Genomic DNA, 24,130 nt, shown 5'->3' with positions numbered 1-24,130 from the left:
TATGATTATGCTCTTAAAAATTAAACTGATTCTCTAACAATCAATTCTCCTTTTTTGAGACTTTTTTCTATTTCAAATTTCTCCATATTGGTCATCTGACTCAATAACAATTGTATTGATTTGACCGCAATATCATTAATAGGCTGCGAAATAACTGTTATTTTTGGTGTATGAAGTTTAAAACTATCATGATCATCAAAACTAATAACCGAAACATCCTCTGGTATTGTCTTCCCAACCTTTTTAAAAGCCTGTAAACCTGCAAGCCCCATATAGTTTGTTAAAAACAAAACGGCATCAATTTGCGGATTTTTTTCTAAAAAACTTACAATTGCTGCAACTCTCGTTTCTTCAGTGCTGTTGTACTCCATATGAAGCACCAGCGAATCATTATAAATACCAGCCTCTTTTAATGCATCTCGACATCCATCTTCTCGTGATTTCATCTGAATCATTTCGGAAGTGATGTTTACAATAGCTATGTTCTTACGACCTTTATTGATCAAAAATTTTGCTGCAGAATTTGATGCTTCATAATTATCCATTACAACATGGCTCACATTTTGTCCTGCAAAATATCGGTCAATTAATACTACCGGCTTTTTCAATCTCAAAAGCAAATCAATACTGCTTTCAATATTTTGTGTTGGCGTAATAATAAACCCATCCACATTTGCCTGCAGTAAACTATGTATTAACTCTTCAGAACGTTCATCATTACCACCTGTACTGCAATAAAAAACGCGATAATCAATATTTCTTGCTTCCTCTTCTATTACCCGAGCAAGATCAGCAAAAAACTGATTCGAAATATCCTCAACAATTAACCCGATAGATCTCGTTTTACCTGTTCTTAGACTTGTCGCTATCATACTTGGCCGATAATTAAGTTTTTCAGCAACTTGCTGTACTTTTTTAATTACCGCCGGGCTTATTCCCATCTTCTCTCCTTTATCATTAATAACAAAAGACACCGTAGATATAGAAACCTCAGCTTCTGTTGCAATATCCTTAATAGTTATTTTTTTCATTTAGAGAGTTAATTTTACATTAAGCTGTTATTAACAATATCACAAATATAACTAAAAATAGTTACTAAAACGATTTTGTAGATATTATTTTAAACAAATCATTATTTTAAAGCCAATAATAATCATATTTAACAGTAATTGTATGCGTTTTTAGCATTAATCGTTATTTTTAATCAGATAAAAACGGCATAATATTAATAGAATTCCCTTTTTACTAAGTATCTTTACTGAATTTATGAACGGGCAATTTAACTCTTTTTTTTGGTTTGCAGTTATTTTAAATCAAATTAACACTTATAGTTTTACGAAATATAAACTTCTAAAATTGAAGCTTCTCCTTCTAACACATAATTACGCATTCCTGCAGGAATTAAAACGGTATCGCCTTTTTTATATTGATAACTTACATTTTCATATCTAATCTCAAAAGCTCCTTCAATACACATATAAACCGTAAAAGTTTCTCCGTTTTTGTTTCCTTCAATCTTGCCGTCTAGCGGAATAATGTTTGTTGCAAAATAAGGACAATCTACAATTACATTTGATTGATTAGATACTGTTTCGTACTTTTTATGGGTATCTACTTTATTGTAATTGATGGCATCAAGTGCTAAATCAACATGTAATTCTCTTGTATTTCCTTGAGCATCTTTTCGGTCAAAATCATACAAACGATATGTAATATCAGATGTCTGTTGAATCTCTGCAACAACCAATCCTGCTCCAATTGCGTGCACAGTTCCTGTTTCTAGAAAAAATACATCGCCTGCTTTTGCTTTTACATCGTCAAGAATCGAAACCAAAGTTTTATTATTTAGATTTTCTAAATATTCTTCTTTACTTGAATCTTCTTTAAAACCAACGATAATTCTTGCATCAGCATCAGCCTGCATAACGTACCACATTTCGGTTTTACCAAAAGAGTTATGACGTTCTTTTGCTAATTTATCATTCGGATGTACTTGTATTGATAAATCTTCGCGTGCATCTAGATATTTGAAAAGTAATGGAAATTGATTGCCAAATCGAGCATAAACGTTTTTTCCTAAAATATCATTTGGAGACTTGTCAATAAGTTCTGTCAATGATTTTCCTTTTAATTCTCCATTTGCCACCACACTTACATCACCTTCTACTGTAGACAATTCCCAGCTTTCTCCTGTAATAGGAGATACAATAGGTTTATTAAGAACCGTTTTTAATTTTTCGCCTCCCCAAATTCTTTCTTTCAAAATTGGTTCAAACTGTAAAGGGTACATTTTCGTATTCATTTTTTATATTTTTTACTTTTTATTTTTTATTTTTTTTTCGCCACTAATTTACTTCGTCTATTCGCTGTCGCTCGAGTCACTAATTATCACTAATCAATTTGCACATAACTTAAATCTGCTTAATCTGCCATCCCGATAGCTATCGGGAGCGTGAAAACAAAATCATTTTAATTCTTGTATCCCGATAACGAATCCACGTCATCCGCGTACCATTTCTCCAACTTTTCTACTTTATAGAAATCGCAGCGCCTCCACTTGAAGCTAGTTTTTGTTTTAGTTTTGTTTTACTGTTTACTGTTACTTTACGAATGTTGTACGATTGCGGATTAGTTTTATAATCTGCCGTTTTTCCATCTTCATAAATTGTTGCTGTAAAGTTTTTTCCTGCTGGAAGAAAACTAAAATCAATTAAAGCTGTACGCGAATTTTCATCTGTAATTGCGCCCACAAACCATTCTTGTTTGCCTTTTGTTTTTCTGGCAATAGTAATATAATCACCCGGTTCAGCTTCTAGAATATAAGTTTCATCCCAATCTAAGGCAACATCTTTTATAAACTGAAAAGCGTCATTAAATTTTATATAATTTTCTGGTAAATCGGCAGCCATTTGTAACGGACTGTACATGGTAACATACAATGCCAATTGTTTAACAAGTGTTGTGCTCAATTTATTTTTCTTTGCTCCGTAAACAGATAAATCACCTTGAAAAATTCCTGGAGTGTAATCCATTGGCCCGCCCATTAATCTTGTAAAAGGCAAAATTGTAGTATGATCTGGATGAATTCCTTCCATCGATTCAAACTCAGTTCCACGAGCTGATTCCTGTGCGAACCAGTTTGGATAAGTACGATGTAAACCTGTTGGACGAACGGCTTCATGCGAATCTACCATAATTTTATGCTTCGCCGCTTCTTTTGCTACATAAGTATAATGATTTACCATTTGCTGCCCGTCGTGATGTTCTCCTCTTGGAATAATTGGCCCAACATATCCTGTTTTTACAGCATTATAATTATTATCAACCATAAAAGTTAAAGCATCTTTCAACTGTCTTTCATATTCAGAAACTGATGATGTTGTTTCGTGATGCATAATGATTTTTACGTTTTTCTTAGCAGCATAATCGCTAAGTTCTTTCACATTAAAATCTGGATATGCTTTAGTAAAACTATAAATGTGTTCTTTTTTAAAAGCGGTATTATCTTCCCAGCCTTCGTTCCAGCCTTCTACCAAAACAGCATCAAAACCATTTGATGAAGCAAAATCTATATATTCTTTTACATGTTTAGTATTCGCCCCATGTGTATTATTTGGTTTTAACTTAGAAAAATCTGTTTTACCAATTACAACATCTTGATTGTCTGAATACGCCCAAGTTGATCCGCCTCCTGTAAAATATTCCCACCAAACTCCAATATATTTTACTGGTTTTATCCAAGAAACATCATCAAAAGCACAAGGTTCATTTAGATTTAAAATCATCTTTGATGATAAAATATTTCTAGCATCATCGCTTACAACAATAGTTCTCCATGGCGTGAAACTTCCTGTTTGAATATATCCTTTATTACCTACTGCATCTGGAACTAAATGTGAACTTAATGAATATGTTTTATCATTTACATTAAGACACATTGCTGGAAAGTTTTTTAGAGCGGCTTCGTGAATATTAATATAAAGCCCCTCATTTGTCTTCATCATTAAAGGCGTTTGAGCAGCTAAATTTTTAATTGTTGTCTGCGCAGCTAATGGAACATGAGTCGCATCGTAAACCAAAGACTGCATTTCTGATATTTTTGAAGTTGAATAACTATATTCATTAGTATCATAATCACCCGGAATCCAGAATAATTTATGATCTCCTGTTAAATTAAACTCAGTTGTTTCTTCTTGAATAATAAAGTGGCGCAAATTGTCTTGCACCGGAAATTCATATCTAAAACCTAAACCATCATTAAACAAACGAAAGTAAATAGACATTTTTCGTTTGCTCTTTTCTTGTACAAGATCAACTTTTAATTCGTTGTATTGATTTTGTATTTCTTTTTGCTCTCCTAAAACGGGTTTCCAGGTACTATTTTCTGACTGAAATTTGGTTTCGGCAACTTGAAAACCACTATTCAATAAAATATCAGATTTTATGACAAAACCCATTTTACTTTCTTGAATTACTGCTTTTTGTTTAAAGTTTAAAGTATAAACCGGTGTTCCGTTTTGATCCAAATGAAATTTCATTGTTAAGTTACCATTTGGAGACTTAAGGTCTTGCGCAGTAACAAATCCGACTAAAAACAATATAAAGAAGCAGCTAAAAAATGTATTTTTCATAAGATAATTTGAGAGAGTAAAAATTCCTAAATCGATTTAGTAAAAATAATAAAATAAATTAAACAGCAATACTTTGTAGAAAAAAATAAATATAATGGAATAAAAACGCTGTTTAAATTAAGAATAATCTTTCGCGTAAAAAGAGAAAAAGAAATGTAATCTACTGATTTCTATAAATTTTGAAGTCGGCGATAATCTGTGGGAGAAATAGAAGAATGTTTTTTAAAAAAGCGTCCAAAAGCAGAAACTGAATTAAATCTAAGTCGATAAGCAATGTCGCTTATATTAATGGAAGGGTTTCCTAATAATACGACAGCTTCTTTTAACAAGTGTGCATCGATAATTTCGTGCGGGGTTTTGTCTGCCGCTTTTTTTACAATCTGAATCAGGTATTTGTTTGAAATGTGTAATTTTTGAGCATAATAACTTACTCCCTTATGCTGTGTAATATTATTCATAACGAGATTAAGAAACTGAAAATAAGTGTCTTTCGGATTATTAGTAATTGAAACTGTTTGAGGTGCTTCTTTTGGTAATAATTCGGCTGTTTCTAAAAGCAGATTGAATATAATGGTTCTGACAATTTCATCTTTAAATTTCAAATCGGCCTCAATTTTACTTTCAAGGTATTTCATCAATTTAATCAGCTTTTTGGCATCTTGTTCTTTCAGCTGAATGAGCTCAAATGATCTGTCTTTAAAAAAAGCCAGTCTTTCGATAATAAAAGGATCAGATATGTATTTAAGAAGAAACTCTTTTTCAAAGAACAGCAATTTCATTCTAAAGTCTTCGCTGTTATTATGAAAAGCAATAATGGTTGCAGGCCGTGCAATTAATAAAGTAAATTGTTTGATATAATGCTGATGTCCGTCAATAGCAATAGCGATATCTCCTTCCGTACAAATACACAACGAATAATAATCCATTCGAAAAGGCTTCTGCGGGTATTCCATTTGTTTTTTCCCCGAAGAAACATAATAGGGTAAATTGTTATCAACCTCAAAATAGGCCAATGTATCTCTTATTTTATCGTAAGGTTGATCCATCCTATATAAATGCTGCTTAAATATTGTTTTTGGAAAACTAATTTACGCATAAAAATAAGCATTTATAGGTATAATTCCTTATAAAATGTGCCCTTTTAATAATTAATTAAACTTAATTCATGCAAAAATGACGCTAAAGCAAAAGCCTCAACGCCATTTATTTGAATTGTAATATTTGTATTCTATTACGTTTTTAGTCCCTGATTCCTCCTATCCAGTGTTTTAATTTATTTAATTGTTCATTAAAAAAGGATTCGTGTTCTTGCCCGTCATCAGCATTTTCAACAAGCAGATGTTCGTAGTAAGTTCCTTTTAGAAATTTTCTTAAAAGTCCCTCGCCTACTATTGGTTCGTAATCATTTAATGATTGTGCAGCTTTAAGCAAGTGACGAATATCATATTGCAGCGGATTGATGTCCGGTACTTGTTTGTTCAGATTCAATAAGTCGTAAACGGCGATTCTGGCTGTTCGCACAGAACTTTCCATCGTAAATACAATATCATTATTGGTTTCCACAAATTGCCCAACTAATCCTAAATTGGTACAGCCTTCCGGCACTACCTGCGGACGATCTCCTTTTGCTCTCGGCATAAACATAGAAGTTATATACGGCATATAAGAACTTCTAACAATGGTATTTTCTACAATATTGTCTAATTGATCGATGATTCCTAAATGATATGCTAATTCAGCCAAAATTTCATCTCCGGTACATTGCGGCATTGTTTTTTTGACGTAATCACCTTCTTTGTCCATAAAAAGGGCATAGACCCAAATTACTAAAATATCATCTGGCTGGTCTGGAAAATGAGGTTGTCTGTTACAGGTAAAACTCATTAACCATTTTGAATCGCTGATGGTTACAATTCCTCCTGTTGCTGTTTTTCCTGAGTACGGATCGTTGACACAAAGTTCTTTTACTTTTTCTACAAAAGCAGAAGGTTTACAGGTAAGTGTAGCCGATTCCCAAGAAGATTTTGCAATGTTACCACAGAATTTTTCAGGTTTCCCAAAAACAGGTGATTTAGCTGCCAGGTTTTTCCATAATTTCCATCCAGCACTTTGTCCGCTGGTACTGTTGTCTAAACCTATAATTGGGGCATTTTTATTATCTCCATAAAAAGTATCTTCGGTCATAGAACCTGTTGTGGCAATTACATAATTGTCTTTACCTACTGGAATTCTTTCCTCTTTTCCTTTTTTTTCGGTAATAATAGCTTCCACCACTTTACCTTCTGTATTGCTGTGAATATCTAAATCTTTAACGAGTGTGTTTAAATCGATCTGCACGCCTTTGCTCTGAAGAAATCTTCGAAGCGGCGTAATAAAGGTATCATATTGATTGTATTTTGGGAACACAAGACACGAAAGATCTTTCATTCCGTCGATCGCGTGAAGGAAACGGTGCATATACAATTTACATTCTAATAAACTGTGCCAGTTTTCAAAGGCAAACATGGTACGCCAAAAGAACCAAAAATTACTTTCTAAAAAGGATTTACTAAAATAATCTTCAATAGTTAAATCGTCTAAATCTTCTTTCTTTTTCAGCAGCAATTTTATAATCGCAAGCTGATCTTTTTTCTCTAATCCAAATTTGCTGAAATCTTTAATTTGTCCTTTATTATGAATCAGTCTTGCTTTAGAATAATTAGGATCATTATCATTGACCAAACGGTATTCGTCTAATACGCTGTAAGGTTCAGGAAGTTCTAAAGCAGGAATATCCTGAAAAATATCCCAAAGATTTTCGTAGGTCATGTCCATTTCACGTCCGCCGCGAATAATGTAACCGTCTGTAGTATTTCCAGCACCATCAAGTGATCCGCCATCTACGTGAAGCTGATCTAGAAAAATAATGTTTTCTCCCGGAACATGACCGTCACGAATAAAATAATATGCCGCTGCCATTCCTGCAATACCGCTTCCAACAATATAAATTTTACTGTCTTTGTACGATTTTGAAGGAATTCCTTTGTTTCGCTGGTAATTTCCAATTTGATCTGAAAAAGGCATTGTTTTTTCAGGTGTGTTAATCTGAACCTCTTTACTAGAGTCCGGTTTGTGGTTCACATTTCCATATTCTTGAGAACCATTAAGTAATTTATCGAATTTTGAAGTGGTAGAACTCATAACTAATCTATTTTTGATTTACTCAAAGTTAAGACTAGCCTGAAGATAATGTGCATCCCGAAACTCGCTATTACTATCCCCAAATTCTTACTTTATAAAACGCACTATAATCTAGCAATAACAATAAATTAAGCCCGTTAGACGCAATTACTTTCAACACATAGTCCCGATAGCTATCGGGACTATGTGTTAGATTATTATTTTTTACAATTACACTCAACGGGTTAAATTAGTATATAAAAACGTAGTACTGTCCTAAAATTCCTTATGCCTATTAAAATCTCTGTTCGATAAAAAATTAACAAAATCAACTTTTCTTAAAATTAGAAATTCCAGTATTCAGCCATTCTAAATAGTCATCAATATCAGGATTATAAGCTGAAGTTTCGTTTAACTTTTCTCCTTCATTATTCACCAATACATAAAAAGGCTGTGCATTTGTTTTATATTTTATGGTTTGAAATTCACTCCATTTTTGTCCAATATATTTTATTTTTTTTCCGGTTAATTCAGAAACCTTTTGTTCATGTGAAGCCAATTCTCTTTTATCATCAACATATAAAGAAATCAAAACCAAATCGCCTTTTAGAATTTTCTGAACCTTATCGTCAGACCAAACGTTGTCTTCCATCTTACGACAATTTACACAAGCGTGCCCTGTAAAGTCAATCATAACCGGCTTGCCCATTTTTCTGGCATACTGCATTCCTAAATCGTAATCTCTAAAAGCCATAATATCGTGAGGTCCCAGCTCCGCACCTGCAGGCAGGTTTTCTGTTATTTCTCGCGATTCAGAATTACTTAATCCATTCGGGATTTCACTATAATGCATTGGCGGCGGAAAACCGCTGATCATTTTTAAAGGTGCACCCCAAATTCCAGGAATCAGATAAATAGTAAAAGCCAAAACCAAAACTCCTAATCCAAGTCTTCCAACACTTATATTCGAAACCGGACTATCATGAGGCAGCTGAATTTTTCCGAATAAATAAAAAGTCAATGTCCCGAAAATTGCTATCCAAATCGCTAAAAAAGTTTCTCTTTCCAGCAAATGCAATTGCAAAACTAAATCGGCATTCGACAAAAATTTAAAAGCTAATGCCATTTCCAGAAATCCTAAAAACACTTTAACTGAATTCAACCAGCCGCCAGATTTTGGAAGTGAATTTAACCAACCCGGAAATGCAGCAAATAAAGTAAAAGGCAATGCCAAAGCCAAAGAAAAACCAAACATCCCAACAAAAGGTGCAATCCCCCCGCGCGAAGCTGCTTCAACAAGTAAAGTTCCAACAATTGGTCCCGTACAAGAAAAAGAGACAATCGCCAATGCCAAAGCCATGAATAAAATTCCAACAACTCCGCCTTTATCTGCCTGCGAATCTACTTTGTTTGCCCATGCATTTGGAAGCATAATTTCGAATGCTCCTAAAAACGAAAAAGCAAAAAACATTAAAAGCACAAAAAATATAAGGTTAAACCACACGTTCGTTGAAAGTGCATTTAAAGAATCTGCACCAAAAAACCAGGTTACAATTGCACCCAAAAAGATATAAATAGCGATAATCGAAATTCCGTAAAAAACAGCTTTTCTAATACCCTGAGACTTAGTTTTACTTTGTTTGGTAAAAAAGCTTACCGTCATAGGAATCATTGGAAAAACACAAGGTGTCAACAAGGCCGCAAATCCAGAGAAAAAAGACAATAAAAAAATCGACCACAAACTTCTTGATTCCGTTTCAGACTGCTGTTTTTTCGGCTCTTTTTTGGGTGTTTTTTCAGCTTCTGTCTGGATTATTTCTTCTGTCTTTTCTTTTACAACAGTGGCAGAGGAATCAATCTCTGCTGTTTTAATTTCTTTCTTCGCATCACTTTCTATTAATGCTACCGCTTTCGCAGATGGACTAACGAAAAACTCCAGTTCGTCTGAACTTGGCGGAAGACAGTTTTCATCATTGCAAACCATAAATTCAACTTCTGCATTGATTTTGAAAGGTTTTGTTGAAAGTATTTTAACACGCTGTTTAAAAGTGGTTTCTTTCTCAAAAAACTTAATCAGCATTTTAAAAATCGGATCGTTGATGGTTTTTCCTTTTTCTTCTTTTACGGCACCAATTAACTGAAATTCGGGTGCTTTTGTAAAAGTAAAACGAGTAGGAATCGGGCCCCCGTCTGAAACTTCCTGACTGTATAAATGCCAGCCTGATTCGATTATTGCTTTTGCCTGCAACTCGTATTCTGTATCGGAAATTTTCTCGATACTGGTTTTCCATTTTAACGGATTATAAATTTGAGCCTGTGTTATTATTGAAAACAACAACAAAAGACTCCCTAAAAATATGTTCTTGTTCATGGTTTAAATTTTTAAAAAAAGAGGGTTGAATAGCAAAAAACAACCCTCTTGACAATCCTCTATAACAACTAATTTGCTTACTAATTCAAAATAATAATTGATAGGGAAAACAATTAAACTCTATTATTAAAAAAACTGATGAAATTATTTTAATGGTTTGAAAACAACTTCGTAAGATTTTGCATTCTTAAAAAAAGTATTTGCAAAATCCTGAATGTCTTTTACTGTAACTGCATTTACAATATCAATGTAATTTTTTGGATCATCCATATTAATATTATTTTCGAAATAATTGGAAATTAGATCCATACTGTTAAAATTAAAATTTTGCTGATCTGCTTTTGCTTTGATATAGTTCTTACTTGTTTTTTCAATATCTTCATTCGAAATATCTCCTTTTCGGATTTTATCAATTTCCTGATATACAATTGGCAATAAATGTTCTACTTTATCTGCGTCACAATCAAATGCTATATTAAGGTTAACAGTAGGTTTAGGAAGCTTCACTAAACTTCCACTAACCTGCGCTCCATATGTTCCTCCTTCTTTTTCTCTCAGGCTTTCGGTATATCTTAAAGTTAAAATATCACCTAAAAATGAAGCCAAAATTCTATTTTTTTGAGAGTAAGTAAAGTTGTCCTGAAACTTAATTTTAACGGAACTCTTTGGCGTTTCCATTTTTATAAAAACATCTTTGTCTATTTTATTAGAAACCCATTCAACTGTATTATCCTTAAACTTTTCTTTCCTTTTTATTCCAGGTATACTTGCAATATATTTTTCTAATAAAGGTTTTAAAACTTCAGGTTTAATATCACCCACAATATAAAATGTAAAATTGCTTGCATCTGAAAAACGATCTAGATAGAAAGATTTCATTTTATCAAAAGATAAATCGTCTATAAATTGTTGGTTTACTATCCGAACATCTGGATTGTTTTTACCATAAATAGCAAAACTTAAACTGTCGCTCATTTTAGATGAAATATCATTTTGTCTGTTTTTTAAAGAATTTTGCATGTTTTGTTTTAACAAATTGTACTGATTCTGATCAAATCTTGGTTTGACAAAACGTAAGTAAACCAATTGCATCATCGTTTCTGTATCCTTTGTATTTGCATTACCCGTAACTCTTTCTGACAAATTATCAATATCTGCCAAAACATTTACAATCTTTCCTTTTAGTACTTTTTCTAAATCGGTACTCGAAAATGATGCAACACCTGACATCATTGCCAGATTTGCAGCACCAGCTATTGAGGGTATATCTTTAGAGGAATATAACGAAGATCCTCCAAAACTTTTTGCATTCAGCGTCACCGATTTTTTATTCTTATCAGCAAATTTATAATGTACTTTTATACCATTACTTAATATGTAGGTCGTTGCTCCAATTTCTTTCGTTTCTTTTTCAGAAACAATTTTACCGGGTTTTAAATCTGCTCCATCCATAAGAGATTTAGCAACAAAAGCATCTACATACGGCTGTAACGATGGATCATTTTCTGCTTTCTCAATAATATCAAAAGCTTTTTCCTGATTTAGATTTTCTTCACCTTCTACACCTGTTACAGTTACAACTCGATTTTGTTTGGTGTATAATTTTAAAACTTGTTCTTGAAGAATTTTACTGTCCAGATTTTTTAAAATGCTTTTTGTCATTTCAAATTCTGCTGCAGGATCAGCAATAACTTCGTGATTTAAATAATCGTCTTTCACCATTCCGATTACTTGTTTATGCGAAATCTCATTTAGTTTTTCTAAATAGTTTTCATATCCAGAAATGGTTTCGGTAACTGCTCTTTCGATTTCGCCTTTTGAAAAACCAAATTTGTAAGCACGAACCCATTCGTTCATCACAGCCGTAAAAGCTTCTGCTTGTTTTCCAGGTTTTGGGCTTATACTTAAAACAAAAACATCATTTAAACGAGAATATTTTTGATATCCTATTTGTGCGCCTTTAAATGGGCATTCTTGTTTTTGAGCCATTTCTCCCAAACGGTTATTCAAAATAGAAAAAGCGATACTTCTTTGTGTTGATTTTTCTAAATCGGCATAAGTTCCTGTTGGTTTTTCAGCATTATGACGAATCATAAAGCTGATATTTGAAGCTGAAATTTCTTTATCTAAAGCCAGTTTAAAAGTTGGTTCTGCTCTCTCTGGAATTGCAATTTCAAAACGCTTTTTAGGATTTACTGGCGTCGGAATATCAGCAAAAAGCTTTTTTATTTTGGCTTCAATTTCGTCTGCATTAATATCTCCAACAATAGCTATTGCCTGTAAATCGGGACGATACCAATCTTTATAAAAATCTCTTAAAACTTGGTATTTAAAGTTCTTTACAATATCCATATCTCCAATCGGCATGCGGTCTGCATACAGCGAATTGTTGTAATAATACGGTGCCAGCTGATTGTAAATTCTTGCTCTCGCATTTTGTCTGGTACGCCATTCTTCAGTAATTACACCGCGTTCGGCATCGATTTCTTCATTTGTCAGAGACAAAAAGTTAGACCAATCGTGCAAAACCAATAAACAGGTATCAACAACACCTCCATCTTTTGACGGAATATTGTCTAAGTTGTAAACCGTTTCGTCTGTACTTGTATATGCATTGATATTTTTCCCGAAAACAGCACCTTGCTTTTGAAGTGTATTCAGAATGCCTTTTCCTTCAAAATTTTTGGTTCCGTTAAACGCCATATGTTCCAGAAAATGCGCCAAACCTTTCTGCTGGTCGTTTTCTAAAATTGAACCTACATTTTGAATGATATAATAACTTGCTGTATTTTTATTTACCTCAGTTGGGTAAATATAATACGTCATTCCGTTTGGCAGAACTCCCTTTTTTATTTTCTGATTGACTGCGATTGGGTCATTTGTCTTGTAATTCTGTGCGAATGTCAAGCTTCCGATAAAAAGCAGTAAAACTGATATTTTTTTGCTGTATTTCATAAAGTTTACTTGTTAACCTTTCAATAGTTTATCCAGTTGTTCTCTCAATTCAGGATTAGACGGACGGAAAGCATCGGTGTTGATAATGTTTCCTTTGGTATCAAATAATAAAAATCTCGGAATCGCATTTACTTCATAATTTTTAGCAACATCAGAATTGAAATCTTTATCAGCCATTAACTGAATTCCTTTTAATTGTTCTTTGGTAACGAAATCTTTCCATTTTTGTGCGTCTTTTGGTTTATCTAATGAAAGACTTATAAATACAATATTTTTTCCGTGATAATCTTCTTCAATTTTTTTCATGTGCGGAATTTCAGCCTTGCAAGGTCCGCACCAAGTTGCCCATAAATCGATATAAACAAATTTTCCTTTGAAATCTGAAAATGAAACTGGTTTATCATTAATGTCATTATACGAAAAATTTAATCCTTTTTGACCTACACTTTTATGAAGCACTTTTTCATAATCTAATAAAAATGTTTTGCTTGTCTCAGAAATCATATACGGTTTTATACTCGGTGCTATTTTTTCATATTCTTCGATTTTCATTCTTGAAGTTGACACTGCATCACGTAAATAAACATCTTTTAGAGCAGGATCTGTAATATGATTTAATGTTTCAACAATATCTAAACGTTTTGGAACTGCGGCACCGTTTACACTTATATAAAAGAAATAATTTGACATTAAAGCAACGCCGTTATGTAATTTTAACAAATCTGGATCTGTAAACTTTTTATCTGTCTGCCAAGTTTTTATCACTGCCGGACGATCGTCTTTATCTGGAAATGCAGTTCTAGGCATTCTGAAAAAAGTATAAGTCGATTCTTCAACATCTGTTGCCACAGCCAGTTTTAATAGCTTATTAAAATTAGCATCTTTTGTATTTATTGTTTTCGAAAATTCATTTGCTTTTGCTACACCTTTATCAAGCCAAGGATAAAAATCTACGTAAGTTATATTTCCTCCAAGTCTTGCAAATGGCGCAAATTCATTATAAATTTCATTTGCTTTTTGAACCAAAACATTCTGACCTACATTTTTTCCGCTCAAAACATAATGCTCTTTATTAATAACCAAATTGATATCTAGTTTTGGTTCTAAATACAAACGAATTAACTGATTTCTTGATTTAAATTGTCCATAATCAATATAATAAAAGCCAGCAGCTGAAACTGGTGTCATAAAGCCAAACTCCCCAAGCGGATTAACTTTAGCGGTAGCAGCAACGGCTGGCTTTCCATCTTCAACATTGTAAAGTGTAACTTCTTTAGCCTGAAAATCAGGAATCGAAATCGTTCCTTTAATTACGGCATATTCGGAAATGCTGCCTGCAAAACTCATTTGAACCGTAATAAAGGTCAAAATGAAATAAAAAATGTGTTTTTTCATGATAGTTATTTGTTTTTTGATTGTTTTAAATTGTAATACGCATCGACTGATCACCTTGTTCAATAATCAGGTCTTTACTTTCTTTATTGTCTTTTAGTTTTTTAAGATTTTCTGGTTTCACTAGATCTTTGGCTTCAAAATCATTAATCTGAGTAATTTTTGCCCCAATTTTGACTTGCTTCAAGTCTTCATTTTGCTGGTCTATAATTCGTTTTACTATAAGATTCTGGTTTTCGTCAAAATCCAAACCAAGTCCGGCGATATAAAATAAAGGTCTCTTTTTAAAGTTTTTATTTGGTTCTAAATAAACCGTTTTATGGAGTACATCAATTGTAAAATTGAAACGTTTTATTAAATCAATTCCCAGAGATCCATCGGCAAAAGCCCAGTTTTTATTGGCTTCGTCATATTCTTGAACTGCAATTGTTACATCTGAAAAATTATTTCCATTAATAGCAATATTTGGTATTGCGCCGCCTACAATTTTAGTTTGTTTTCCTAAACTGTAATTAACAGATGTATATTCGGTTTTTAAACTGGCTTCCAGATTGTTTTTATGATTAAAAGGTCCGTAAGCAATTAAATCATAACCAGCACCGGTATCAAAAGTGAAACTGCCTTCGACTGTTTTTTTATCATCAAAAGTCAAGTTCATTTTTACTACTGGAAGTCCCGATTTATAATCAAAAACTAATGGTTTTGCTTTTCCCCAATAATTGAAATTTCCAAAATTGTACAAATCAATTGTCATCGTATCAAAATTGACAGATGTGATATAATTGCGCAGTAAATTGGCGCCAAATAATCCATCATAAACACCATGTTTCGGGAAAATAACCAAACCTTGATTTTTTAAAACCTGATCGCCAATGTAAATGGTATTGTCTGCCGAGTATTGCACTTGCTGACTTCCGCCAACCACAGATGCCGATTTGCTTTTCGTAACTACAACTCCTGCTTTATAAGCACTGTCCGGATTTAGAGCCATTCCGTCTGCGCCTGTATCAAACAGCATTAAAAATTCTCTGTCGGCTTTGTTTAACTTTATTTTGATGGCAATTCCGTTTTCTACAATTTCAAACGGAATACTAGCAACTTCTTTTACTTGGGCATTTCGGTCGACTCTATACAACCCATCAAAAAAAGTCACATACGCTATTTTATTCTCTGAATTGAAAACAATTTGTGTTGGCTTTTTTTCTTTTCCATTAAAACAAAAATCAGCTAAAACAAAAGTTTCATTTTTAATTGTTACCGATTTTCCAATTTGGATAGAATCTAAAACCGGAAAAGCATTAAAAATAGTGTTTAAATAAAATTCATTCGAAGATGAATCCCCGGCACCAACGGTAAATTCGGGCGCCAGAAGATTTTTCATATCATTATAATTTTTATTTTGAAAGGCTTTTTCGAAAGATTCAATAGCTTTTTGAGCGCTATTTTGAGCGCAAACTGAATATCCAAAAATCAATATCGAAAACAAGAATATTTTTTTCATTTCGAACTACTTTTGTAAAGTATAGGGATTAGTTACCACTTTTTCTACGCCAAAATCTTTCAATAAAATACCCTCAAATTTTGTCCAGTCTTCTACAGAATAAAGCGGTTTCATTTCTTCTAACAATTTCTTGAAAGCTGGTAAATCATTCGTTTTTTCGAACTCTTTTTTCTTGCGCTGTAAAATGGTAAACACATGATTAGAAACGCTTCCAGAACCGTAGTCTTTATAAAGCTGTTTTGCATTCTTTAAATAAAAGTCATCGTATTGACGTCCGATTCTTAAACCACTTATAATAACAAAAGGAACTTCGGCAGTTAATGAAGGCTGAGCTTTTAAATAGGCATCGGCAGTTTCAAAAGAAACATTTCTTTTTCCGTTCAAATAAGCCTCTTTGTAAAAATCAGGATACTCTTTTTCCTGAATTTCTGTACTGTACTTTTTGAAATTTCCTTTTTTAGCTGCTTCTTTTGCATTTTGCAGTAAGGCTGTAAATTGTGCTGCGTTTTGAAAACCGCCTTCAGTATCAATTACTTTTCCATCTGCATTCATAAATAAAAAAGTTGGAAATCCAGTAACGCCATACTTCATACATAGTTTTTTACCGATTTCTTCTTTCAAAATATCCGATTTGAAAGTGACAAAATCAGCACTTAAAACAGCGGCTACTTTAGGATCAGGAAATACTTCTTTATCCATTTGTGCACACGGCATACAACCCGTAAAATACAAATCGACAAAAATTAATTTCTTCTCTGTTTGAGCTTGTTTTTTGACTGATTCCCAACTTTCATCAGTTGATTGTGCTTGTGCTTTTAAGGCAATAGAAGGACAGGCAAGCAGCAAAAAAGCGCTTGCGATTTTAAAAAATCGTTTCATAAAATGTAGTTTTTAAGAAACCGAATGAAGAATGAATTTTCCTCTTCATTCGGCTTTGTTTAAGTTTTTTTTAGTTATCTACCGCGGTATGCAACATCAACAATTTTGCATAAACCCTCGTATTTGTTTAATAAAATTAAATTGCCATTTACTGGAGGAACTTCATAGAGTTCTAACTTTCCGGCTGTTCCATAACTTCCAACAATCAAATATTTGGATTTATTAGTAGCTCTTGGATTAAAATTGATATAGGTAATTTCCTCGGCACCTTTATCCAGCATCAATTTAGCTGTTTGGGTTCCGTTATCATACTCATATAATTTACCTCCAACGGCATAAAATAAATATCCAGAATCTGGACTGACAGCAAATTTTGTGGCTTTACCAAAATCAGGCGCGTTCAAAATTTCTTTGTAATACACTTGTGCCAAAGCTCTGTTGAAACGAAGCAAATTGAATTTTCCAGAAGTCAGGTTTTTAAGAACTGCAAAGTTCTCATCTTGATTGAAGGCAGAAGTGGTCATATAAACCAAATCAGAATTGGTATTATTCCAATCTAAAGCGGTTTCTGATCCTGTAACAGGGGGCATTGGCGCACATGTTCCTTTTGAAGTCGAGTATCTTACAAAACGTCTGGCGGTCTGATCATAAAAAACTGGCGTTCCAAACGTACCTCCGTTCTCTGCAATAAATGGTGCTGCATAAAAAGTTTTAGTTTCAGATTCTAATTTGTTTTGGGGTAGACCGTATTTTATTTGCAATACCCTATAATAGTAGTAAATATCTCCTTTACTATAAATCAAATTTTCTCCGCTTCCATTAGATTTCATAAAATCGACTCCAAAATTGGTAGGCAGCGATCCTCCTACCGTTTCGTACGCTAAATTTTGCGCTAGTGTCCATCCAAAAGAATCCGGATCTAATCTTGCCGTTCCGTTTTCTGTTGTAGTTACATAAATTCCATAAATTAATGGTGAAGATATAGGTTGATTAAAACATTCTACATCTACTGCTTTTCCTGTTAACTTAAGAGCTGAACCTGCAACATCTAATACATCTGTAATAATACGCGGCGTTGCTACGCCAGGAAGAATTGATATCATATCCAGACGTGGTTTTCCGTCAACATCACCAATAATCATCCAACCTTCATAAATGGAAGAAACAACATTTAAAGTAAAAGGCTCATGCTTCCAGGTTATTCCGGTCACTTTGTCTTTTACAAAATAATAAACGGTATATTTTGCAGGTGGTAACTTTAATTCGGCATCAAAATTTTTATTTGTACCTATCACAGTTTTAGAGTCCATTACAAGTTTTACCGGATTGATAGCTACCCATTCATATGTATAGCGGTCAGGATCAGTACTATCGTCTAAGGTCGCATTTAAATTTGGTGTAATTTTAAGTTTTTCACCCGTATAAGCAGTATACGATGCTTCTATTCCGGTTGCTTTTATTTCGTTGATTTCGTTATAATTGTAATTTCCCTCATCATCGGCACAACTGCAAACCAAAACAAGCAATGCTGAAAGAGCTAAATGAATTTTTATATTTTTTAACATTTTGTTGTATTTTTTAGTTTAAAATAAATGCGTTTTAAGGAAAAATCATTTCTTTTCCATCATCTTCATAAATAATATTTCCCGCTGCTTTTTGATCTGCCAGATAGCGTTTCATATAGTTTTGATAATACTGAATATCTGGAATTGACAATCCTGTTGATCCCAATTTCTGATTAAACATACTTGGATCTAAATGCATTAAATCGCACATTAAGAAAAATTTCTTTGCTGTAAAAATGCCTAAAAAACCTGCAAACCATCCTGGCGGCTGCGATAATTTATCATCAAATGTTAATTTGTATGAAATATGACTCATGGTTTTGTTGGTAAGCGAATTGATTACTTTGCTTTTCATATTAGTAGTAAACGATTCGTTTTCTTCTAAATTTAAGATCAGCAAAAAGCTATTCGTTTTCATATCAGCGGTTCTGAACACTTTCACTTCAATTGAATCAACTTCTTTGCCGGCATGCATAACAATATTATCCGGAAGCTTAAAATGAGTTCCTTCTACAGCTGTACTTTTTGAATCGATTACAACTTTTACTTTTCTGTCGACATCACTTACCTTTCCCTGTACTCTAATGGGAATTTTGTAAATACGATCTACTACTGCTGCTTTATCCAGCGCAAAACTAAATCCTGTACTATCTGTAGTAATTAACATCCCATTTGCCGGAATTGTAAAAACAGATGGCGAAAAATAAATGTTATCTGTATCGTGATAGGTTTCTATTTCTTCCTGATTGCATGAAGTAAATCCTAAAAAGAATAAAAATGCAAAGCTTAAAATCAATATTTTTTTCATGTTTATCTTTTTAAATTATTGAAAGTTGATTTCGGCATCCGGCAAAGGCACAACATACTGAAGCGCTCCCATTGTAACGTTTCCGGAAGCTGCTGAGCCATTTGGTATTGCTGTGGTATTATTTCTTTTGTAATAAAAAAACAGCTGTCCCTCGCCCATAAATTCTTTCCTGTATTCCTTTGTCACTTCTGTTGCCAAAACTGCTGTCGCAGCCAGGTTTGTTAATCCTCTGTTATAACGAAGCGTATTTAGTAAAGCAATACCGTCTGCGGGTACTGCTGCCGTTTCTGCTGCAATTAAATACATTTCTGAAAGCTTGAACATTGGGATCTGCAAGCGAAAAACCATTCTGCTGTCTGGCACATCTGCATATTTAAAAAATGTTTTTTGCGTTTTTCCGCCCACAACAGGAATCTTCCAACTCGGCAGGCTTCGGTAATCGTTATCATTTGACTCAAAAACTGTATTTAATCTGTTCAATAATGGAGCATAAATCATGGCGTCTCCTAACTTAGAATCAAACAAATCTTCTTGCGTTTTATACAAAGTGTAATCACTTAAAGCAAAGAAGTTCTCTGAAGAAAAAATTTTGTCGGGATTTGCAGCATTCGTAGCATCTAAAAATGGGGTCCACGGAAAAAACGTCGTCGATTTTGTAAACGTAATCACTTCGTTTGCTACTGTCGATGCTCCCGCTTTATCTCCGGCATATAAAAGTACACGTGCTTTTAAACATTTTACAGCAAGATAATTCATTCTCATACCTCTATTTTGAGAATAATAAGGATTTGCATCATAGTCATTAGTGGCTTTGTACTTTCCTGTTGTCAGGATTGGATCTTTTTGTAACAACGTCAATGCTGCATCAATGTCTGCCAATATCTTGCTCATGGCATCTTTTGCTGACAAAATTGGATTATTTGAAGTCACAGGTGCATCATAATAGGGTATTGCAGGCATAGAAGGATCTACTTTGTAAATTGGGCCATATAATCGCAGCATATCAAAATGCAGCATTGCACGTATGGCAATTGCTTCACCTCTTAAAAGATTTGCTTTTTCCGGAGAAGCAATTCCACTATGTTCTTCCAAACTTTCCAGAAATTTATTGGCCGACAGAATTGTAGTAAACGCTTTTTGCCAAATCTCTGTGAAAACTTTTTTTGGATTGGCTTCTGCATAAGCGTATAAAGCCATTTTGGTTTTCGTATGCGAAGCCGGCATGTTATACTGCTGCCCTAAAATATCTACCGCATCCATAGTAAGCTGTCTGCCATAAAGCTCATCAGATGCAAGCATCATATAAAGTCCGTTATGCACATTCTGCATTCCGGCTTCATCTTTAAATATTTGAGATTCTAAAATTTTATCCTGAGGCACCACATCCAGAAAATTACTGCAGCTTACTGCCGAAAACGCTATCAGGATTGATAATGCAATTTTGTTTAAATACTGATTCATAATAATGGTATTAAAATGTTACGCTTAGACTTAAAGAAAAAATTCTTGAAAAAGGATAGCTGATTCCTCGTTCGGCTTTCATAGTCGAAACTTTGAAAAAATCATTGGCATAGGCATTAAATCCTAATCCGGCCATTCCTGATTTCTTCAGCCATTCTCTGTTGGTTACTCTGTATCCTATACGAAGAGCTTCTCCGGCTATATAATCATCTTTTTGAATAAAACGGGATGAAATAGGAGTTACACTCGTCAAACTGATTGCCTTGAACTGAGCCATTTGTCCTGGCGTAGTCCAACGATCCAAAAATGCTCTCGCATCCTGATTTTCAAAAATATTATCTGAATCGATATTTTCTACTTTGCTGTACAATGCAGTATTAAATCTATCTGCACCAAAACTATAACGGATGAAAACTCCGATATTAAAGTTCTTATAATTAAAAGTTGTAGAAACAACTCCGGTGGCTATTTCTCTCGAATTTCCCATTACAACCTCATCTTTTTTATCTAATACAAAAGTGGTTTCTCCATTTTTCTTTAAGAAAACTTCTCTTCCTGTTCCAGGATCAATTCCTAATGAAGGTACGGCCCAAAGATCATTTGTACTTGCGCCATCATAATATCTGGTAAGACTAGTAGTTTTTTTAGCGGCATCATTTAAAGAAGCCAGTGCATTATTAAAACCTCCTAATTCATTTTCGTTTGTGGTTGCTGTTAATCCGAGACCCCAAATAATATTCTGTCTTAAGTTGTTGATGATATTATAATTTGCTTTTAGTTCTAATCCGCGGGTCGTGATATAACCTACATTTAACGGATAAGCAGTTACTCCGGTAGAAGCAGCAAGATCTATAGCAACAATTTGTGGTGAAGTCTGACGCTTATAAGCTCCCAAAGTCAGTGTAAGCCTGTTTCTAAACATTGCCAGATCTAATCCTAAAGATAAATCTTCTGTTTTCTGAGGTTCTAAATCAGCATTTGATAATTGGGTAATATTTAATCCTGCTCCAAAAATATTAGTGTTAGGATCGTATTCGTAAATATCATGGGACGCATATCCTACTAAATTTTGATTTCCAGTTTGTCCAAAATTGGCACGAACTTTAAAAATATTGACAATATTTTGATCCATCTTAAACTCGTTGTTGATGTTCCATCCTAAACCAACACCCCAATACGGCGAATATTTTTTGTTTGTCCCAAAGTTTGTCGCTCCTGAAATTGTCTGCGTAAAATCGAACAAATATTTTCTGTCGTAAGCATAGTTCACCTGATTAGTTAAATCGACACTTCTAACTAATTCATAATCGACAAACGGCTGTGAGTTTTTTTCAAATCCAAAAGCAAAAGACGGGTTTCCTGGAACTCCTAAAGGAAATCCTCTCAAAATAGAACCGTAAGCATCATAGTTTGTTTCGTATGCCGAAGCTCGCATTGTATAATTTATAGAATGAACATTATTAAAAACATTTGAATAGGTACCTCCAATATTTGCATTCCATTTATTAGTCAAATAATCTCTTCTTCTATATTTTCCTTTCTCAGATGGAATATCTAATATATATCGTGTATCATCCGGCGAAACAAATTCTGTTTTTTGTTTGTCAATTCTTGTGACAGAAATTGCGGCAGTTGTTTTTATATGTGGATTGAAATCGTAATTAAGCGCAAAGTTGTTCGTGAAATTAAATTCACCGCTCTTGTTAAAACTATTCAATCTAACATTGTACAAAGGATTTTCCGGCTGATTAATAATCAGTTCGCCTGGCTGCAATGGTAATGAAGATCCATCTAAATAACGGGTTGCTACACCATTTTCATTATATTTTTCATAGTATGGACTCACCCTTGCCCAAGTAGCAAAATCGCCATAAGGAGACTCCTGATTGTCAGCTCCTGAAACCAATAGATTATTATTGATACTTAATTTTTTTCGTTTGTATGTTACATTGGCACTATAACCCCAGGTATTGTGTTCAGTACCTTTCATAGTTCCTGAAACAGTTTTGTAATTTCCAGCCAAATTAAATCGAAGTTCTTCTGATCCTCCGCCAATGGTCAAACTGTGTCCAGATGTTAATCCCATTTGAATAGGTTCGTTAAGCCAATAGGTATTAACGCCACGACGTACTGCCGCCAAACGCTGGTTATAAACATCATTCCATTTATAAACGGTTTGTAAAGGAGTTCCAGGACTTGGAGTATAAGCTCCCGAGATTCTTTCGAATTCTAGTTTTTGCTCTGCATTCATTAAATTATAAACACTCAAATCTGCTAATTCGTAAGAGGAATTATAAACATAAGAAAGCTGTAGTTGTCCAGGAATGGGTTTATTGGTTTCAACAACAACAACTCCATTTGCTGAACGTGAACCGTATAATGCTGTAGAAGCCGCATCTTTAAGTAAAGTAACGCTTGCAATTCTATTAATATCTAAATCAACAATCTGTTGTAAAGTAGTTGGAAATCCGTCCAAAATAAACAACGGCTGGTTTGGATCTTCTTTAAATTGATCGTCTACCTGATTAACAGATAAACTTGTTTGCCCTCTCACCTCAATTACAGGCAATACATTTGGATTAGACCCCGCAATATTGTTACTCAAAACAATAAAAGAAGGATCCAAAGTTTTTAAAGCTTGAACCACATTTTGTGTAGAAATCTGTCTTAACTCTTCGCCTCTAAAGGTCGAAACTGCTCCAGTAATCAATTCCTTTTTACGTACAGTAACTCCGGTATTGACAACAACACCCTCTAATTCGTTTCTTTCTTCAGAAAGTTTAATGTTAATTACTTTTCTTTTATTAACATCAACAACCTGCGCACGATGTCCAATATAAGTAAACAAAACTTGTCCGTCTTCTGGAGCTGTAATACTATATTTCCCGTCAAAATCAGTTTGAGTGGCTGCACCTGTACCTTTTACTTTGATATTTACACCTGGAATAGGATCTCCTTTATCATTGGTAACAGTACCTTTTATTTCAATCAATTTTGACTGAAAGACAAGTTCATGTTCTTTTGGTACTTTTCTAACTATAATTGTATTTCCATTTGAAAAACTAAAATCAAAATCTTTACTGGAAAAGGTATTTTCTAAAAGGTCATTCACACGGATTTTTCCTTTTTTAAGATGTACTTTAGGCAATTTTTTAAATAAATCTTCCTGATAAATAAAAGTATAATCTGTCTGCTTTTTAATGATTTCAAAAACTTCATCTACAGACACTGTTTTATCAGCGGCAATTACAACTTTTGTGTTTTGTGAAAATAGATTTACGGGCGAAAAACCAAAAATTGTAGTACAAAACAAGAATACAAAAGTTCTCATAATGTTAATAATTAGCCCTTTTCTAAGATAGAAATAGGCACTGGTTAATTTAAATTTCATAAATTTACATGTTAATT

14 protein-coding genes are annotated in these 24,130 nt (G+C 33.7%); all 14 read right to left on the bottom strand.

Annotation, left to right across the window (positions count from 1 at the left end; all coding sequences use genetic code 11):
• Positions 1–20: 20 nt before the first annotated feature.
• The 14 genes from ACHRVL_RS16710 to ACHRVL_RS16645 all read right to left on the bottom strand — a co-directional run bounded on the left by ACHRVL_RS16710 (position 21) and on the right by ACHRVL_RS16645 (position 24,113).
• Entirely contained in the window at positions 21–1,031 is a 1,011-nt protein-coding gene (locus ACHRVL_RS16710; RefSeq protein ID WP_395414604.1) for a LacI family DNA-binding transcriptional regulator, read from the bottom strand.
• 302 nt (positions 1,032–1,333) lie between these two features.
• A complete protein-coding gene (locus tag ACHRVL_RS16705) occupies positions 1,334–2,302 on the bottom strand; it encodes a type I phosphomannose isomerase catalytic subunit (RefSeq protein ID WP_395414602.1) in 969 nt (322 codons plus the stop codon).
• A 226-nt stretch (positions 2,303–2,528) separates the two neighbouring features.
• A complete protein-coding gene (locus ACHRVL_RS16700; RefSeq protein WP_395414600.1) occupies positions 2,529–4,631 on the bottom strand; it encodes a glycoside hydrolase family 97 protein in 2,103 nt (700 codons plus the stop codon).
• A 170-nt stretch (positions 4,632–4,801) separates the two neighbouring features.
• On the bottom strand, positions 4,802–5,677 hold the full coding sequence (locus tag ACHRVL_RS16695; RefSeq protein ID WP_395414598.1) for a helix-turn-helix domain-containing protein: 876 nt from the start codon (positions 5,675–5,677) through the stop codon (positions 4,802–4,804).
• 193 nt (positions 5,678–5,870) lie between these two features.
• Entirely contained in the window at positions 5,871–7,811 is a 1,941-nt protein-coding gene (locus ACHRVL_RS16690) for an oleate hydratase (RefSeq protein WP_395414596.1), read from the bottom strand.
• 307 nt (positions 7,812–8,118) lie between these two features.
• Positions 8,119–10,161, bottom strand: a complete 2,043-nt coding sequence (locus ACHRVL_RS16685; protein WP_395414594.1) for a cytochrome c biogenesis protein CcdA — start codon at positions 10,159–10,161, stop codon at positions 8,119–8,121.
• Positions 10,162–10,305: 144 nt separating this feature from the next.
• On the bottom strand, positions 10,306–13,116 hold the full coding sequence (locus ACHRVL_RS16680; protein ID WP_395414592.1) for a M16 family metallopeptidase: 2,811 nt from the start codon (positions 13,114–13,116) through the stop codon (positions 10,306–10,308).
• Positions 13,117–13,128: 12 nt separating this feature from the next.
• Positions 13,129–14,511 (bottom strand): TlpA family protein disulfide reductase, encoded by a 1,383-nt coding sequence (locus ACHRVL_RS16675; RefSeq protein WP_395414590.1) that lies wholly within the window; start codon positions 14,509–14,511, stop codon positions 13,129–13,131.
• A gap of 25 nt (positions 14,512–14,536) precedes the next feature.
• A complete protein-coding gene (locus ACHRVL_RS16670; protein ID WP_395414588.1) occupies positions 14,537–16,009 on the bottom strand; it encodes a retropepsin-like aspartic protease in 1,473 nt (490 codons plus the stop codon).
• A 6-nt stretch (positions 16,010–16,015) separates the two neighbouring features.
• Positions 16,016–16,888, bottom strand: coding sequence for a thioredoxin family protein (locus ACHRVL_RS16665; protein WP_395414586.1), 873 nt, complete (start codon positions 16,886–16,888; stop codon positions 16,016–16,018).
• 74 nt (positions 16,889–16,962) lie between these two features.
• Positions 16,963–18,453: a PKD-like family lipoprotein gene (locus ACHRVL_RS16660; protein ID WP_395414584.1), complete on the bottom strand. Its 1,491-nt coding sequence runs from the start codon at positions 18,451–18,453 to the stop codon at positions 16,963–16,965.
• A gap of 34 nt (positions 18,454–18,487) precedes the next feature.
• Positions 18,488–19,261, bottom strand: a complete 774-nt coding sequence (locus ACHRVL_RS16655; RefSeq protein WP_395414582.1) for a DUF4843 domain-containing protein — start codon at positions 19,259–19,261, stop codon at positions 18,488–18,490.
• Positions 19,262–19,276: 15 nt separating this feature from the next.
• Positions 19,277–20,722, bottom strand: a complete 1,446-nt coding sequence (locus ACHRVL_RS16650) for a RagB/SusD family nutrient uptake outer membrane protein (RefSeq protein WP_395414580.1) — start codon at positions 20,720–20,722, stop codon at positions 19,277–19,279.
• A 10-nt stretch (positions 20,723–20,732) separates the two neighbouring features.
• Positions 20,733–24,113, bottom strand: a complete 3,381-nt coding sequence (locus tag ACHRVL_RS16645) for a SusC/RagA family TonB-linked outer membrane protein (RefSeq protein WP_395414578.1) — start codon at positions 24,111–24,113, stop codon at positions 20,733–20,735.
• Positions 24,114–24,130: the final 17 nt, after the last annotated feature.

Source organism: Flavobacterium sp. FlaQc-28, assembly GCF_044007415.1.
Lineage (GTDB): Bacteria > Bacteroidota > Bacteroidia > Flavobacteriales > Flavobacteriaceae > Flavobacterium.
This window is presented reverse-complemented; position numbering and strand designations above follow the sequence as displayed.

Excerpts from the sequence above, each read along its gene's own strand:
- ACHRVL_RS16710 (WP_395414604.1), bottom strand. The coding sequence starts at position 1,031 with ATGAAAAAAATAACTATTAAGGATATTGCAACAGAAGCTGAGGTTTCT.
- ACHRVL_RS16705 (WP_395414602.1), bottom strand. The coding sequence starts at position 2,302 with ATGAATACGAAAATGTACCCTTTACAGTTTGAACCAATTTTGAAAGAA.
- ACHRVL_RS16700 (WP_395414600.1), bottom strand. The coding sequence starts at position 4,631 with ATGAAAAATACATTTTTTAGCTGCTTCTTTATATTGTTTTTAGTCGGA.
- ACHRVL_RS16695 (WP_395414598.1), bottom strand. The coding sequence starts at position 5,677 with ATGGATCAACCTTACGATAAAATAAGAGATACATTGGCCTATTTTGAG.
- ACHRVL_RS16690 (WP_395414596.1), bottom strand. The coding sequence starts at position 7,811 with ATGAGTTCTACCACTTCAAAATTCGATAAATTACTTAATGGTTCTCAA.
- ACHRVL_RS16685 (WP_395414594.1), bottom strand. The coding sequence starts at position 10,161 with ATGAACAAGAACATATTTTTAGGGAGTCTTTTGTTGTTGTTTTCAATA.
- ACHRVL_RS16680 (WP_395414592.1), bottom strand. The coding sequence starts at position 13,116 with ATGAAATACAGCAAAAAAATATCAGTTTTACTGCTTTTTATCGGAAGC.
- ACHRVL_RS16675 (WP_395414590.1), bottom strand. The coding sequence starts at position 14,511 with ATGAAAAAACACATTTTTTATTTCATTTTGACCTTTATTACGGTTCAA.
- ACHRVL_RS16670 (WP_395414588.1), bottom strand. The coding sequence starts at position 16,009 with ATGAAAAAAATATTCTTGTTTTCGATATTGATTTTTGGATATTCAGTT.
- ACHRVL_RS16665 (WP_395414586.1), bottom strand. The coding sequence starts at position 16,888 with ATGAAACGATTTTTTAAAATCGCAAGCGCTTTTTTGCTGCTTGCCTGT.
- ACHRVL_RS16660 (WP_395414584.1), bottom strand. The coding sequence starts at position 18,453 with ATGTTAAAAAATATAAAAATTCATTTAGCTCTTTCAGCATTGCTTGTT.
- ACHRVL_RS16655 (WP_395414582.1), bottom strand. The coding sequence starts at position 19,261 with ATGAAAAAAATATTGATTTTAAGCTTTGCATTTTTATTCTTTTTAGGA.
- ACHRVL_RS16650 (WP_395414580.1), bottom strand. The coding sequence starts at position 20,722 with ATGAATCAGTATTTAAACAAAATTGCATTATCAATCCTGATAGCGTTT.
- ACHRVL_RS16645 (WP_395414578.1), bottom strand. The coding sequence starts at position 24,113 with ATGAAATTTAAATTAACCAGTGCCTATTTCTATCTTAGAAAAGGGCTA.